This is a genomic window from Acinetobacter sp. FDAARGOS_494 (assembly GCF_003812225.1).
Classification (GTDB): Bacteria; Pseudomonadota; Gammaproteobacteria; order Pseudomonadales; family Moraxellaceae; genus Acinetobacter; species Acinetobacter baumannii.
In genome coordinates this window covers 155837-172954 of record NZ_CP033866.1, presented here as the reverse complement: position 1 = coordinate 172954, position 17118 = coordinate 155837, and the positions used below count along the sequence as shown (strand labels likewise).

Below are 17118 nucleotides of genomic sequence, written 5' to 3'. Positions count from 1 at the left end.
TGACGGAGTGTTAATTTGCATCTAAAACCATGTATGATATTTTTAACGCTTGATTAAATGAAAAATCAATGGTTTTGAGTGAGTTTTGTCCTCATATTGGTGCGTTTATTAAAAAATAAGTTTAGAGTTTTTCATGCCTTCTAAAATTAAGTTTAAACAGTCAACTCTTTCTCACTCTATGCATTTAATCTTAAAAATGCAGAGTATACCTAAACTTATTTGTAGCAGCTTATTATTAAGTTTATGTGTTCCTCCTTGTTATGCTCAAAGTTCGGCTGAGACCGTTACACCAGAAGCAAACCAGACGGTAACAGATTCATTGGTACAACAAACTAATACAAATAACCCAAGTGATGTTCCAATTACCGATGTCGCTACTCTTGTAACTCAAGCACAGCAACAACAAGATAGCTTGGCTATATTGCAACAACAAGAACAATTTCCGAATCAGATTGAAGAATTTAAGCCAATTACGCTTGATAATCTTGAAGACTTACCGGTTATGCCTGTTGACCAGAATATGGCAAATGAAATTTATCGGGTAGCAGAAGAGGCAAAAAACGAGGCTCAAAACTTCCAAAATGGTACGCAAAAACAACCAGAAATGGTGGTGAATGACGCATCACAAGCAGAATTACATGAAATTAATCAGGCCCCTGTAAATATTGACCAGCTCATGCATGAGATTCAATCTGATAGTAAGATTGTGGTTGAAGCCAATGAAACAGGAAAAACTTTACCTGAGCTTACTGCTGCCGTTGAAGAGCCACCCGAAGAAAAAGGTTTCTTTAGACGTATATTCAATAAAATCCGTCCACCTCGGGTAATTCCAATGGAGCAGATACCCCGTATTACTGCTGAGGTTACGGGTGCGCCAGATGATTTAGCTAAAAATATCAAAGGTAAATTATCTACATTTACCCAAGAATCATTTGAAGATTTTAATGCAGCGCTACCGCAACTTAGGAGCTTAAGTAATCAGGCTGCTCAAGCTGTAGGTTATTACAATGCTGAGTTTCGTTTTGAAAAGTTAAGTGCCAGTCGCGTACGCGTTAATGTAACGCCAAATGAACCAGTACGGATTAATGAACAAAACATTGAATTTACTGGTGCTGGTGCAAAACAGCCACAATTTCAGGTCATTCGTTTAGTTCCTGATCAAGATGTAGGTGATATTTTTAATCATGGCCTTTACGAAACCACAAAAAGCCGAATTGTCGATGCTGCATCGGATAATGGTTATTTTGATGCGTATTGGCGTTTACATGACGTAAAAGTGAGCCAACCTGAAAATAAAGCGGATATTAATCTCAAGTATGAGACTGGTGAGCGTTATAAGCTTGGTAAGGTTGAGTTTCGCATGAGCGATCCATCAAAACCATTACCTTTAAATATGAATATTCTTGAAAGCATGGCACCGTGGAAAGAGGGTGATGACTATGCTTTTTGGCGTGTAAATGTTTTAGCAAATAACCTGACTAACTCACGTTATTTTAACTATACCTTGGTCGATTCAATTAAACCCGACCCAATTGAAAAACCACTTGAGTTACCACCCGATTTACAAGCGTTGGTCGATCAGCAGAATGTTGATATTGACGAATCGAAGCTACTTCCTTTAGAGCAACAACAACTTGCCAAAGCACGCCAGTTGGCTTCCTCAAGTAAAGAAGTAACACAAAATGTGGTAGATGAAAAACAATTTGCCGGGACTGAAAGTGTACAAGCCGCACCCGCATCTTTAAAAGCTGCGACTGTACAGCATGAAGAACAAGAGTCTGAACAAGACCGTTTACAGGCTCAAGCTCGGGAAGAAAAACGTATACCAGTGATTGTGACGTTAAATGCCGATAAACTAAATAGTCTGGAAACAGGTATTGGTTACGGTACCGACACTGGCGCCCGTTTACGTAGTCAATATAGACGTTCGATTGTAAATAAATACGGTCATTCATTTGATGCAAACTTGGAGCTTTCCCAAATTCGTCAATCTATAGATGGGCGCTATAGTATTCCTTATAAACATCCTTTAAATGATTACTTTAATATTGTGGGTGGTTACGAACGTGAGACGAGAGATGATATTGGTCCGGATGTAAGCTTACTTACAGAATCGGCAGTTTTAGGGGGTGAGCGAGTTATTAAAAAACCACTCGGAAACTGGCAACATACTATTGGGGTACGTTATCGTCTCGACCGCCTAACTCAAAAGGGGAATGTAGATATCTCTGAGCTACCAGATGCATTTAAAACTGCTGCATCAGAGCAAGAAGCATTATTATTTAGTTATGAGACCTCTAAAACCTCAAGTAATACACGCTTAAACCCAACCAAAGCTTTTAAGCAAACTTATAAATTAGAATTAGGTAGCGAAAGTTTACTTTCAGATGCCAATATGGCGATTGCAACAGCCGGTTGGAGATTTATTTATTCTTTAGGTGAAAATGATGACCATCAGTTTGTTGGGCGGTCCGATTTTAGTTATATTTTTACCGATGAGTTTGATAAAGTTCCATACAATTTAAGATTCTTTACTGGTGGTGACCAGACAATTCGTGGTTTTGATTATAAAAGTCTTTCACCAGAAGATAATGGATATAAGATTGGTGGACAGGCTCTAGCAGTAGGCTCTTTAGAATATAACTATCAATTCAAAGAGGGTTGGCGAGCAGCTGTTTTTTCTGATTTTGGTAATGCTTACGATAAGAGTTTTAGTAATCCGACGGCCTATAGTGTGGGTGTTGGTATTCGTTGGAAGTCCCCAATTGGACCAATTCGTTTAGACGTGGCTTCTGGTATTTCTGATGATAACCATCCGATTCGTTTGCATTTCTTTATTGGTCCACAACTTTAAAAATAAAATTTTATTAGGTTTATTTTATGGCGGAAGTAGAACAGCAGCCCACTTCGGCACCTAGCTCTCCTAAGAAGCGACGTATTTTGCGTAGCTTCTTGCTGACAATCTTGATCATACTTTTATTACTTGTTGCTTCCATCATTATTATGATGTCGACTGACCGTGGAAGTCGTTTTTTATTAGATCGTGTTTTACAAGCTCAGCAAGTCATTAAATACGAGTATGAGGGGGGTAATTTACTCAGGGGAATTATTCTTAAAAATATTATTGTTCAGTTAAAAGAAGTTGACGTTACTTTAGATAGAGCTGATGTCCGTTTAGGGTGGCGTTCTTTAATATTAGAAAAAGAAGTGCATTTGAGCAATGCAGATGTCCGTAACTTAGTTATTATTAACAAAGCTCCGCCATCGGATAAGCCATTTGAGTTTAAACCCATTAAATTACCATTTGTGCTTCGTGTAGATGTTGGAGATGTTGATCATTTAGAAATTAAAAATTCAGGTTCTGTCGTAAATTTCCATGATGTTCATTTAAATGATGCTTTGTGGTCAGAGACAAAACTGAAATTTGAAAATTCAAGTATGGATATGGGGTATCTTTCTGTTCATAACGCAACAGGAAATATGGACTTTAGCGGCAAATACCCACTGAATGCGACTGCAGATTTAAGAATTCCTTCTTTAAAAAGTTTAAACATCCAAAATATTAAGGTGGCAGCGCGGGGTAGTTTAGATACCTTGCAAGCCGGTGTAGCAACGACAACACCAGATTTATTAACAGGTTGGGTTGTTTTACATCCTGTTCGTCATGAAGTGCCTATGCAAGGTGCATTGTTACTCAAAAATTATCACTTGCCTTTACTGGTTGAGCAAAAATTATTTGCTAAAAACGGTGTAATTAAATTTCAGGGTGATATTAAGCAACTCAACTTAGCACTTGAGACAGATTTAAAAGGGGAGAATTTACCTGAAGGCCAGTACAACGCCTTAATGAATACTGATCTGGTTCATCAGTTGAATATTACTGATTTTAACGGGCAGGTCATGAAGGGTGCAGTTAATCTTAAAGGATTAGTGAACTGGAAAGATCATGTCACTTGGGACATCAAAGGTCGCCTAGATCATGTTAATCCTAAAGACAAAGCTATTCCACAGGTCGTTCAGGATTTCTTGCCGCCAAGTCTAGATGCAGCCGTTTCTTCAACTGGTTCTTTGGAAAAAGGTACGGAAGTATTTGCCAATGTAGACTTTGACCGCTATGAATCTTGGAAACTTAAACTAAACCAAGCACCTGAAAAGAATAAGAAGCCACAACCTATGTTTATGAATGTGGCTTGGGCAAATATAGATCGTGCTATGCCATATATAGGTTGGTTAAGTAGTGATAGTGGTCAAGTTGATTTGACTTTGCGAGATGGTCAGCAAGATATTAAAGTTTCGACAAAAGTATATCAGCATGAACAGACCTTATTACCGGCTGGACAATATTTAGCAACTTTGAATGTTAAAGATAATATTCTTAATGTTCCTAGTTTTAGTTTTGCGGCTCAAAAGGGTAGCCTCACAGGTCAGGCCAAAGTCTTATTACCAAGTGAAAAACGTCAGCTGGCATGGAATGCATTATTAAATGCAAAAGACTTTAATCCACAAAGTATACATACAGCGGCGCCAGTTAACTTGCTCAACGGATCAATTAAAGCCAGCGGTTTTGCAAAGCCAAATCAACAAATTATTCAGCTTGAAAAAATTGATTTAAAAGGTCGCTTGGCTCAAGCAGGTCAAGAAATGGTTGCGCTAGCTGGAAAAAGTACAGCAGCTTTATTATTTAATGATGTTAAAGCTGGTGGCGGTTTTAAAGGCTTTGCGGTCAATTATGACGGATCTTTAAAAGCGCTTAATCAAGCTAATGGACTATTAAAGTTTTCTATTGCAGGTACCCCAGAATTTATCCGAATTAGTCAGTTACAACATGATGGTGTTGCTGGGAAAATCTATGCGACTGGGGCATTAAATTTAAAAGACCGTATTGCTTGGGATATTAATAGCTCGTTAGTACGCTTTAAACCTCAATATTTTGCCTCTAGTGTAAAAGGCGAAATTTCAGGAAATGTAAAAACACAAGGCATCTGGTCTGACAAGTTAAAGCGTATTGATATTCAACAATTGAACCTTGCGGGTTATTTGAATAATAAGCCAGTCAGAGGTAAAGGTAACTTATCCATACTTATGGATTCGAACCAAAAAGGTTTTTTACCTCAGCAATTTGAGGCAAATAATCTATTTTTAGTTTATGCACAAAACCAGTTGCAGGCGACTGGTAATGCACAGAATTTAAAAATTAAGCTGAATGCACCTGCGCTTTATGAGTTGTATCCGGGTTTAAGTGGACGTGCATATGGAGACTTGAGTGTCCAATCTCAACCGCGTTTGAAAGCTACGGCTAATATTGCGGTTGATAATTTTGCATTTAATACATTAGTCAGTATTAAAAAACTTCGTATCCAGGGTGAATTGCCTACTTCCGAAACAACACCAACTCAGTTAACAGCAAAATTAGACAATTTACGTAGTGGTAGCCGTCAAATTCAGTCTGCTGAGGTGAATTTAACAGGAACAAGAAAAGCACATTTATTAAAAGTGCAAGGAAATAATAATGTTTCTAAATTCTATGTTCAGTTAGCAGGTGGATTTAATGCGAAGAATGATTGGTTAGGGCAAATTCAAAAAGGAAGTTTTGATTCACGCCGAATTCGTCTAGCACAAAATCAAAATGCACCAGTTGTTTTCTCATCGGCACGTTCTGAATTATATGTTGGACAACATTGCTGGCAAAGTACAAATAGCCAGTTGTGTCTTGACCAGCCTGTGCGTGTGAGTAAAGCGCAAGGCAATATTTCATTTGTTACTCAGAATCTAGATTTAGGCGATTTTGCTGCGTTCATGCCGGAAGGTTTGGCTATGACTGGTCAACTTAATGGTTATGCTAAAGCTTCTTGGGTAAATGGTGGGCATCCTAAGCTTGATGCACGCTTAGTGACAAGAAAAGGTGAACTGGGCTTAGCAGCGGAAGACCCGCAAGATCCACCGACTACTTTGGCTTATGATGAACTGAGTGTAATTGCGAAAAGTATTTCAGAAGGCTTATTGTTCCGTGTCGATGTAAAAACACCTGATATTGGTACAGGATATGCGAATGTTATTATTAATCCTTACCAATCATCTATGCCGATGCATGGAGAGGTAGCTTTTAACGATGTACAGTTAAAAGTGTTAAAACCATTCATTCAAGATGTACGTTCAATGAGTGGTACCTTAGCCTTAGCTGGCAAAGTGAATGGTACTTTGACCCAGCCACAGTTTACGGGCGAAATGCGTTTGAAAAACGGGGCAATCAGTATGATTTCCCTGCCGGTTAATTTAACCAATGTACAGGTGTATTCATCTATTCATCAGGACATGGCAACAATTGATGGTGCATTCAATAGTGGACAAGGTGTAGGGTTACTTAAAGGTAGTTTTGACTGGAAAAATGCACCGCGTCTACAGTTAAACTTAAAAGGTGATAACTTACTTGTACGTCAAGCTCCATTAATTACGGCCATTGCAAATCCGAATTTGACACTTGATATGTATCCTTTTGATAAGCGTTTAAGCTTGAAAGGATCAGTAGATGTTCCTCGTGCACGTATTTCAATGCCTGAAACAACTGCACCAGTGGTTAACACATCTTCAGATGTTCGTATTGTTCGCCAAGGTCAGGACCCACTTGCAATTTTACGTGCGGCAAAACCGTGGGATATCCGTGCAGATATTTCGGTAAATATTGGCAATCAAGTCATCTTCCAAGGCTTTAACAGTAATATTCCTTTAGTGGGGCGTTTGAATTTAACCCAACGCGGTTATGAAACAGCAATGCGAGCAATGGGTGCTATTGGTGTAAGTCAAAAAGTGAAAATTGAGGCCTATGGTCAAAGCCTAGATTTAAACCGTGCAATTGCCCGTTTTAATGGCCCATTGGCAGACCCGACGTTAGATATTGATGCGAATAAAAATGTTCAGGGTAGTATGGTTGGGGTTCGTGTCACTGGTACTGCTTCATCACCAAACATTCAAGTTTATAATGATGCAGGCCTTTCTGAACAAGAGGCATTAAATGCACTCGTGACAGGGCGTATTAATGAAGGTGCCAGTGGTTTAAGTAATGCAGAAGGCTTTAAATCTGATGTGAACAATACAATTGCTGCTGCCGGTATTAGTATGGGCTTGGGTGGTACTCGTGCTTTAACGAATCAAATTGGTCGTACTTTTGGTTTGAGTGGTCTTGCATTAGATGCTCAAGGTACAGGAGATGATACTCAAGTAAGTTTAACTGGTTACATTACACCTGATTTATTTATTCGTTATGGTGTGGGTGTGTTTACTCCAGTCAATAAACTGACGTTGCGTTATCAAATGAACCGCCGTTTGTATTTGGAAGCAAGTCAATCTTTAGAACGAGCAATAGATTTATTCTATAACTGGCGATTCTAAACGCTTTAAGAACACTAAAAACCGAGATGAAAACATCTCGGTTTTTTATTGAAGTTGGGCAAAAATAAAGACATATAAGTAGAATTTTTGCAAAGTCTGCCAGATTCAGTATGATGTGGGCAGCATAGTCTGTGTAGAGTAATGATGAAAAAAGTTTTATTTGTTTTAATGGGCATGTTAATAGTCGGCTGTACAGAAAAAAAGCCTTTAACACCTGAAGAGCAATGGCATGGCTATTGTACAAGTGTGGGGAATGCAGCAAGAAGTATTCTGTTTGATCGTCAGCAAGCAATTGAAAAGTCTCAAGCCATTGAGCATGCTAATAAAATTGAAGACGAAATTACGAAAAAATTCATCTTTAATATTATTGAAAAAGTTTACGCCATTCCACAAGACGAATTAAAAACGAATCCAGAAGCCTTGCAAGAAAAGATTAGAAAACAAATGACAGATGAGTGTTTGGTTACCCCACATGACAAAATGCCAAACTACAAAAAATTCTAAGTGTATAAGACATCGTCAAACACTCCACTAAGGTGGAGTGTTCTTTTAACTTAAAATACCGCATGATAAATCCATCATTAAGATCATTATTTATACACGGGTATTTAGTTACAAAATAATGGGCATCACGGAGAAACACCCCGCGCTCATTAACTTTTGGCTTGAACTCTAGTAAAATTTTGTAGTCCATATTACTTGTGAAGCTTTGTGAAAGCTGGAATTTACAAGTAATTTTTTAAAAAAAGAGGAATGAACACCGTGCTAGAAGCTTACCGCCAACACGTTGCTGAACGTGCCGCACTCGGAGTCCCACCGAAGCCACTTGATGATGCTCAAACTGCTCAACTTGTTGAGTTATTAAAAAACCCACCGGCAGGTGAAGAAGCATTCTTGGTTGATTTGCTTGAAAACCGTGTTCCTGCAGGTGTTGACCAAGCAGCTTACGTAAAAGCAGCTTTCTTGGCAGCGATTGCAAAAGGCGAAGCGACATCTCCGCTAGTTTCTAAAGAACGTGCAGTTTATTTACTAGGTACGATGCTTGGTGGCTATAACGTAGCGCCTTTAGTTGAGCTTCTGGATGATGCTGAATTAGGTAGCTTAGCTGCTGAAGCTTTGAAAAAAACATTACTTGTATTTGATGCGTTCCATGACGTAGCTGATAAAGCTAAAGCTGGCAATGCAAATGCAAAAGCTGTTTTACAATCTTGGGCTGATGCTGAATGGTTCACTAGTCGTAAAGATGTACCAGAAGAAATCAAAATCACTGTGTTCAAAGTAACAGGTGAAACAAACACTGATGACTTGTCTCCAGCTCAAGACGCATGGAGCCGTCCAGACATCCCATTGCATGCAAATGCAATGTTGAAAAATGAGCGTGATGGTATCAACCCTGAAAAACCAGGTGAAGTTGGTCCATTAAGCCAAATTAAAGAACTCATTGCTAAAGGCAACCAAGTTGCTTATGTTGGTGACGTTGTTGGTACAGGTTCATCTCGTAAATCTGCAACAAACTCTGTTCTTTGGTTCTTTGGTGATGAAATCGCTCACATTCCAAACAAAAAAGACGGTGGTGTGTGCTTAGGCGGTAAAATTGCTCCGATCTTCTTTAACACAATGGAAGATGCTGGTGCATTACCAGTAGAGATCGATGTTTCTAACATGAACATGGGTGACGAAGTTACTCTTAAAATCGATCATGCTGCTGCAAAAGTAACTGCGTTCAAAAATGGCGAACAAATCGCTGAGTCTGAACTTAAAACTCCAGTACTTTTAGATGAAGTACGTGCTGGTGGTCGTATTAACTTGATCATTGGTCGTGGCTTAACTGCTAAAGCGCGTGAAGCTTTAGGTTTAGCTCCATCTACATTATTCCGTACTCCAGTACAACCAGCTGACACTGGCAAAGGTTTCACTTTAGCTCAGAAGATGGTTGGTCGCGCATGTGGTCTCCCAGAAGGTCAAGGTATCCGTCCAGGTACTTACTGTGAACCTAAAATGACTACAGTGGGTTCTCAAGATACAACTGGTCCTATGACTCGTGATGAGTTAAAAGACCTAGCTTGCTTGGGCTTCTCTGCTGACTTAGTAATGCAGTCTTTCTGTCACACTGCTGCTTATCCAAAGCCAGTTGACGTACAAATGCAACATACACTTCCAGACTTCATCATGAACCGTGGTGGTGTATCTTTACGTCCAGGTGACGGTATTATCCACTCTTGGTTAAACCGTATGCTTCTTCCAGATACAGTAGGTACTGGTGGTGACTCGCATACTCGTTTCCCAATTGGTATTTCATTCCCAGCAGGTTCTGGTCTTGTAGCTTTCGCTGCTGCAACTGGTGTAATGCCACTTGATATGCCTGAATCAGTTCTTGTTAAGTTTAAAGGTAAAATGCAGCCTGGTATCACTTTACGTGACCTTGTACATGCGATTCCTTACTATGCAATCAAAGAAGGCGATCTTACTGTTGAGAAAAAAGGTAAGAAAAACATCTTCTCTGGTCGTATCTTAGAAATCGACTTAACAGAAATGGAAACTGACTTAACAGTTGAGCAAGCATTCGAACTTTCTGATGCTTCTGCTGAACGTTCAGCTGCTGGTTGTGCAATCACACTTTCAGAAGAGAAAGTTGCTGAGTACTTACGTTCTAACATCACAATGCTTAAGTGGATGATTTCACAAGGCTATGGTGATGCACGTACGATGGCTCGCCGTGTTGAAAACATGGAAAAATGGTTAGCAAACCCAAGCTTACTTAAAGCTGATGCTGATGCTGAATACACTAAAGTGTATGAAATTGACTTGTCAGAAATCAAAGAACCTATCCTTTGCTGCCCGAACGATCCAGATGATGCGAAACTTCTTTCTGACGTTCAAGGCGACAAAATTGATGAAGTATTCATCGGTTCTTGTATGACTAACATTGGTCACTTCCGTGCTGCTGGTCAGTTACTTGAGAAAGTACCAAGCGGTTCATTAACAACTCGTTTATGGTTGGCTCCACCAACACGTATGGACGAACATCAGTTAATGGAAGAAGGCTTCTATAACACTTATGGCCGTGCTGGTGCGCGTACAGAAATGCCTGGTTGTTCATTATGTATGGGTAACCAAGCACGTGTTGCGCCGAACACAACTGTTGTTTCGACTTCTACACGTAACTTCCCTAACCGTTTAGGCCAAGGTTCTAACGTTTACTTAGCATCTGCTGAGCTTGCATCTGTTGCTGCTGTACTTGGTAAATTACCAACTCCAGAAGAATACCAACAATATGCAGCTCAAATTGACAGTATGTCTGCTGACATCTACAAATATTTGAATTTCGACCAAATGGGCGAATATACAAATGCTGCTGATAAAGTAGATACTAAGAAAATTGCTGCTGCTCAGTTGACTTAATAGGTCGATTTAGTACAAAAAAGGAGCTGATTATTCAGCTCCTTTTTATTTTAATGAGAATTGGTACATATTTTAATTATTAAAATAATAAATTAATCATGTTTTATTCTAATAAAATGTAAAAATAAATATAACGCTAGATATTAAAGAAGATTTTGTTTTAAAATATTTGTATGAACTTAAAAATAATTAAAAAGAACATGGGTATTTTATATATGGAATTTAAAAATGCTAAAGACAATTGTTGAATTTAAATTTGATGATTATCAGCTATATGATCAAAATTTATCAGCAGAAGACGGGAATACTTTAGTACAGAAAACTGAAGATATTGCACAATATATTTATAGTATATTAAAAAATAGATATCACTTAAATATTGAGTTAAATGCTGAGCGTTGGGGCTGGGAAATAGAAGTGCCATTACCTGAGATTACGATGTATATCGGTATTAGCGTTTATGAAGAATACAGTAATGGTTTTGCAATATTCATTTCACCAAATACACCAATTTTAAGAAGATTTCTTTTTAGAAAGTTAGATATTACTCACCATATTATGTTGCTACAAAATTATATTAATGTCATTTTGAAGTCCCATGCCGGTATATATGATGTGCAATGGTGGGAGGAAAATGAGTTTAGATATGTTGCAGCGCATTAAAATATAATTAGTAAATATGAAATATTATTTATGATTGTTTAGCTAATACAATTAATAAAATATTTTATTGGCTGCTATAGTGGTGAATTTACGTATGTGAGCTTAATATATGTTCAATATAACGTGGTTCAGATCCGTATGCGAATTTTAGCATGGAAGACAGTACGTCGGTTCTTCTATAACAACCTTCATAATCATGATTACGAAACGACAGTAAGTAGATGTATTAACTACTTTTTAGTTTTCTTAATTATTGGGAATGTAGTTGCTGTATTACTAGAAACAGTAAATGATCTGTATTACAGCTACCGTATATGGTTTGACTACTTTGAAAATGTTTCAATTGCAATTTTCAGTGTTGAATATCTCTTACGGCTCTGGAGTATAGTCGAGCGTGATTCGACACAAGCTGCATGGAAGCAACGTTTCGCATGGATGAAAAGTGGTGAAGCACTGATTGACCTCATGGCAATTTTGCCTGCGTATCTAAATTTCTTTGTACGAATAGATCTTCGTATGTTAAGAATTTTACGATTACTTCGACTATTAAAATTAACTCGTTATTTCATCTCATTGCAAATATTGTTATGTGTGATTAAGCGAGAAAAGGGTTCTTTTCAGGCAGTGATTTTTATTTTAATCATTATGATTATTATGACTGCCTCTGGTATTTATGTCGTTGAGAATAAAGCGCAACCGGAAGCTTTTAGCTCTATTCCTAAAGCAATGTGGTGGGCGGTTGTGACTTTAACTACAGTCGGATATGGCGATGTCACACCAGTAACTAGTTTAGGAAAGCTATTGGGAGCCTTAATTACAATTCTAGGGGTAGGGATTGCTGCTTTACCGGCTGGTATTTTAGCTTCTGGTTTGGCCAATGAACTTAACCAGCGTAATCAGCGCCTTGAACAAGAGTTCCGTGAGTTACTTCAAGTGCGTGGTATTGATATCATGCATGATGAAGTTGAAATAGAACGTATTCGACAAAAAGTAGGGCTACCAAAAGAACAAGCGCATAATCTGATTATTCAAATTATGCGCGAAAAAGTATTAGAAGAGAAAGAAGCTGTTAGAGAGAAGAAATGTTATTGCCCGCACTGTGGTGAAAAGTTAACAGATTAGAGATTCAACGAAAGCCTGATCATACTCAGGCTTTTTGAGTTGCTTTTTCTACAGCAAATGCAATAAGTAAGATAATAAGGCCACCAAGGCTCAGTACAAAACCTACCCAGATTGGTGCAATCCAACCCATCTGATGGCTCAGTACCCAACCACCTAAAAAAGCGCCTAATGCATTAGCAAGATTAAAGGCGGAGTGGTTAAGTGAAGCTGCTAGCGTTTGTGCATCACCTGCAACATCCATGAGGCGTGTCTGTAAAGCCCCACCTAAACCCATAACGGTTAGGCCAATTAAGAATAAAGAGCCAATTGCGCTATAGATATTACTCATTAGAAAGCTTGCGACTACAAATGCGATCGCTGAGCTGATGAGTACGCCTACAATAGTTTTATTGAGGTTTTTATCTGCAAGCCAACCCGCAGCTAAACCACCAATCACCATCCCGATGCCCCACAGCGCTAATGCAATAGGAACAATCTGGATATTAACTTTGGTGTATTCAGTGAGAATTGGTGAGACATAGCTATATACCGAGAACATGCCCCCAAAACCAATTGCGCCGACTGCAAGGGTTAACCACATATTTATATTTTTAAGCCCCGCTAATTCTGTTTTTATGCTGGCAGTAGCTTGAACTGGAATATTCGGTACAAAGCAAGCTACAGCAATTAAAGTAAAGAATGCGATCGTTGCTGAAAATTCAAAACCTGCTCTCCAGCCAAAATGTTGACCTAACCATGTTGCTAAGGGTACGCCAATAACGGTAGCAACGGTTAGTCCCATCATCATTTGCGCAACTGCTGAAGCTCTTCGTGAAGGGCCTGCTAGTTCAGCCGCTACTAAAGCGCCGACACCAAAATATGCGCCATGAGGTAAACCTGCAATAAAACGAGAGACTAAAACGGTTTCTGGGGTATGTGCTAAAGCTGTACATGCATTGGCAATACCATAAAACAGCATGAGGCAAAGCAATAGGGTCTTTCTAGGCACTTTGGCACCCAAAATGGCAATAATAGGGGCACCAATAACAACACCTAATGCATAAGCACTAATAAAATGCCCAGCTTCAGGTACTGTAATCTTTAAATTGTGTGCAATTTCCTGAATAAGACCCATTGCGACAAATTCTGTAGTGCCAATACAGAAACCGCCTACTGCGAGAGAAAAAATTGCCAAGAAGAGTGAGTAATGTCGAGGGGAAGATGAAGGGGATTGGGGTGACGCCATAATAAATTAATAAAAGGAAACTCAAAAAAGAAAGTATAAGGGAAAAGAGACCAAAATAATAAAAAACTAGAATCTCGAGAGGAAGTTTGCATATTTAAAACCGGAATATTTTATCTTTATATTGAATAATTTATCGAATTCTTTTATCAAATTGGATATGATGAGCGCGTAATACTTTAAGCATTACAATAAGTTGTATAAATACTTAAGAAATAGAGAAGTTAAATCGTGAGAAAATTATGTATTGCCTGCCTTATTGGTATGGCTATGTTATCTATGTCTGGTTGTGCCGTATTTATGGCTGGTAATCAACCAAGTAAAAAAAATTTAAATGTTTTAAATCCGGGTAGCTCTCGTAATTATGTTATTGCAGAGTTTGGGGCACCTGTCTTGTCTGAGTACCGTGATGGGACAAGAGTTGAAATCTATACATTCCAGCAAGGTTATTCAAAGTGGGTAAAAGTAGGTCGTGCATTTGGGCATGGGGTTGCAGACGTTGCCTCAATAGGTTTATGGGAAGTATTTGGAACTCCAGCTGAAGCATACTTTAATGGTAAAGAAACAACTTATGAAGTGACTTATGGTGAAGATGATTTAGTAAAAAGTTATAAGCTCATTGACTTTAATCAAGCTTTTCCAAAAGTAAAAGAACAATGAGGTAATGAAAGAGGCCACTTGGCCTTTTTCTTTTTATATAAAAATCTTTAACTTAAATTTATTAATGATAATAAGAATTATTTTTATTTGTGTATAATACATTTGCTTATGATTTGTCTGTAAAAATTTAAATTTTCCTAATAAGGATCCAGAAATAATGAATAGATTATTAGTAACATCACTTATTTTTGTATGTAGTTACAGCCTTGCTCATGAACCTTATGTTGCGCCATTAGCGTATAAAACTGAGCAGACGCAAGTACCGGTCGTTGCTGGTTATGCTGAAGAAGCACTAAATAGTGAATACGCTTTAAAAGATGCCAAGCTTACCGTCATTACCCCTAAACAAGATCCTAAAGTTATTAATGCTGAAACTCTACATAAATCTGTAACTGTTTTCGATGTTCCTTTACCGGAAGACGGTACATATATTCTGCAAACTCAGGCAAGTTACCCTTTAAAATATGTATATGATCAAAAGGAGTGGCATTTATTTTTTGATTTACCAGCTGATAAAGCTCCGCCAAAAAAAGAGCGTGACTATCTAATTCCTGCTGATCTTAAAACTAAAAAAATTAAAACAGAGGAAGTAACAAGAGAATGGGTGTTACAAAGTTATCTTTCAAAAGGTAAAGTTTCAGATATTCAACTTCCAAATACACCAGTTAAAGTTAATTTTTCTGTTCATCCTAACCAGCTTAAAGTTACTCAAGCAGTTCAGCTAACCATAAGTGAAAAAGGCAAGAACCTACCTTATGCTGAAATTAATTTAAGAGAGAAAGGTGCAACTGATAAACAAGTACTACATTTTAAAGCTGATGATAAAGGACAAGTTGAACTTAAATTTCCAAAAGCTGGAGAATATTTAATGGAAGTCACAGCTCCAGTGGATTTAAAGTTAAAGCCTAAAAATCAAAATTATATGATTGTTAGCTTACAAGTGACCGAGTAAGAATATTTCATTTTATAAAAAATAGATCTGAATGGGTCTATTTTTTATTTGTTAGTAAAGTCCATATCTAATAAACAAAAACTTATGTTGAGACAAATTAATTAATTTTGTGATAAGATGAATAGTATTCATTGGTGATGATTTATCTCCGTAACTCTGTTTAGTAATAAACAAGAGATAACTTAAAAATTTATAGATAAATTTATGTATTCAGGCTTGTGCCCATGTTAGAAATTCGACACCTTAAAACTTTAGTTGCTTTACGTGAACATGGTTCACTGGTCGCTGCAGCTAATGACCTATGCTTAACGCCCTCGGCTATTTCTCACCAATTAAAAGAATTAGATCATTGGTATGGGGTAGAGGTGGTTAATCGCCGCAGTCGACCTGTTAGTTTTTCTAATGTAGGACAGCGCCTACTTAAGTTAGCTGATGATGTATTGCCGCAAATTCAGATTACTCAGAGTGATATTACACGTATTGTGCACGGACAAACGGGCAGAATTATTTTTTCATCTGAATGTCATAGCTGTTTTGACTGGCTAATGCCTTTACTCAATCAGTACCGTCAGCAATATCCAGATGTCGATTTAGACTTTGCTTCGGGGTTTGAAGCGAACCCACATGAACTTTTACAAAATGCTGAGTTTGATTTACTTATTACAGCCGATCCGATCGCGCTAAAAGGAATCGAATACTTCCCGATTTTTGAATATGAATCGCGTTTGGTTTTATCAAATACTCATCGATTGGTTCGTGCTGAAAATATTACTGTTCAGGATCTCGCAGAAGAGGTTCTTATTACTTACCCGGTTGATAAGCACCGTTTAGATATCATGTCGAAACTGTTTATACCTGCAAATATTCAACCAAAACAAATCCGAACAACAGACTTAACGCAAATGCTTATTCAACTTGTTGCGAGTGGCCGAGGTATTGCTGCTTTGCCAGATTGGGTAGTCAATGAATACGAACAAAAGGGATGGGTGACTAGCCGCCGTCTAGATTGTGTTTCTCCAACAGGTTTAAGACGTACATTGTATGCAGGTTATCGAACTGAAGAAAAAGAGAAGAGCTACTTTGAAGGTTTCTTAAAGCAGCTAGAAAAGTTTTCTTTAAAACGCACTTCTTACTATTCAGGCTAAAAGTACTTATTTAGCCTAAGCATTTATTAAAAGGTACCTTCGGGTGCCTTTTATTTACCTATAAATAAAGATAATAGACCTGCTGCAATCAGCGGGCCAACAGGTACACCACGGAGTAACGCTACACCTGCAACCGTACCAATAAGTAAGCCTGCCACAACATCAGGTTGGCTCGACATAAGTTTTACACCACGACCACCTAGCCACGCGACGAGCAGACCAATTGCAATAGCGACTAAAGATTTAAAACTAATAAAGGATTTTAAAATACTCTCTCCACTAAGCTTGCCACTTGCAATAGGGGTGAGTACGCCAATTGTTAGAATAAGTATGCCTAAGTTTAGTCCATGTGCCTGAATATAAGGAAAAAATTGATTTAATGGCGTAATTTTTATGACGATTAAAACGCCTGCTGCGATAGTTACAGCTGCATTTTGACTTAGTAAACCGCAGATAAGTAAAACTAATAAAACAACTAAATTAACATCAAATTGGGCAAGCATGAGAAGCGGCAAGAAAAGCAAATAATTTGAATTGTATAATAATTGAGAGCCAAAATGTCAGAG

General features: G+C 38.1%; 11 protein-coding genes. 9 read left to right on the top strand and 2 right to left on the bottom strand.

What is annotated here, in order from left to right; translation table 11 throughout:
* Positions 1 to 133 precede the first annotated feature (133 nt).
* The 6 genes from EG365_RS00900 (at position 134) to EG365_RS00870 (ending at position 12573) form a co-directional block, all read left to right on the top strand.
* Positions 134 to 2854, top strand: a complete 2721-nt coding sequence (locus EG365_RS00900) for an autotransporter assembly complex protein TamA (RefSeq protein ID WP_001139427.1) — start codon at positions 134 to 136, stop codon at positions 2852 to 2854.
* 26 nt (positions 2855 to 2880) lie between these two features.
* Positions 2881 to 7386, top strand: coding sequence for a translocation/assembly module TamB domain-containing protein (locus tag EG365_RS00895; protein ID WP_000852511.1), 4506 nt, complete (start codon positions 2881 to 2883; stop codon positions 7384 to 7386).
* A gap of 141 nt (positions 7387 to 7527) precedes the next feature.
* Positions 7528 to 7890, top strand: coding sequence for a hypothetical protein (locus EG365_RS00890; protein WP_000976734.1), 363 nt, complete (start codon positions 7528 to 7530; stop codon positions 7888 to 7890).
* A 258-nt stretch (positions 7891 to 8148) separates the two neighbouring features.
* Positions 8149 to 10788, top strand: coding sequence for a bifunctional aconitate hydratase 2/2-methylisocitrate dehydratase (locus EG365_RS00880; RefSeq protein WP_000888596.1), 2640 nt, complete (start codon positions 8149 to 8151; stop codon positions 10786 to 10788).
* Between the two features lie 228 nt (positions 10789 to 11016).
* Complete coding sequence (locus EG365_RS00875; RefSeq protein WP_000920881.1) at positions 11017 to 11451, top strand: hypothetical protein; 435 nt, start codon at positions 11017 to 11019, stop codon at positions 11449 to 11451.
* A 138-nt stretch (positions 11452 to 11589) separates the two neighbouring features.
* Entirely contained in the window at positions 11590 to 12573 is a 984-nt protein-coding gene (locus EG365_RS00870) for an ion transporter (RefSeq protein ID WP_001221044.1), read from the top strand.
* A 25-nt stretch (positions 12574 to 12598) separates the two neighbouring features.
* On the opposite strand, the gene EG365_RS00865 is transcribed toward EG365_RS00870, so the two are convergent.
* Positions 12599 to 13798, bottom strand: a complete 1200-nt coding sequence (locus EG365_RS00865) for an MFS transporter (protein ID WP_002014361.1) — start codon at positions 13796 to 13798, stop codon at positions 12599 to 12601.
* Between the two features lie 228 nt (positions 13799 to 14026).
* Here EG365_RS00865 and EG365_RS00860 point away from each other — a divergent pair, with 228 nt between their 5' ends.
* From EG365_RS00860 to EG365_RS00850, 3 genes are all read left to right on the top strand, one after another.
* The gene (locus tag EG365_RS00860; RefSeq protein WP_001228338.1) at positions 14027 to 14455 is read left to right on the top strand and encodes a membrane protein; all 429 of its coding nucleotides are present in this window, start codon (positions 14027 to 14029) and stop codon (positions 14453 to 14455) included.
* 157 nt (positions 14456 to 14612) lie between these two features.
* On the top strand, positions 14613 to 15407 hold the full coding sequence (locus EG365_RS00855; protein WP_001080980.1) for a DUF4198 domain-containing protein: 795 nt from the start codon (positions 14613 to 14615) through the stop codon (positions 15405 to 15407).
* A gap of 224 nt (positions 15408 to 15631) precedes the next feature.
* The gene (locus EG365_RS00850; RefSeq protein WP_000890089.1) at positions 15632 to 16552 is read left to right on the top strand and encodes a LysR family transcriptional regulator; all 921 of its coding nucleotides are present in this window, start codon (positions 15632 to 15634) and stop codon (positions 16550 to 16552) included.
* A 50-nt stretch (positions 16553 to 16602) separates the two neighbouring features.
* On the opposite strand, the gene EG365_RS00845 is transcribed toward EG365_RS00850, so the two are convergent.
* Complete coding sequence (locus EG365_RS00845) at positions 16603 to 17055, bottom strand: DUF441 domain-containing protein (protein ID WP_000880863.1); 453 nt, start codon at positions 17053 to 17055, stop codon at positions 16603 to 16605.
* Positions 17056 to 17118: the final 63 nt, after the last annotated feature.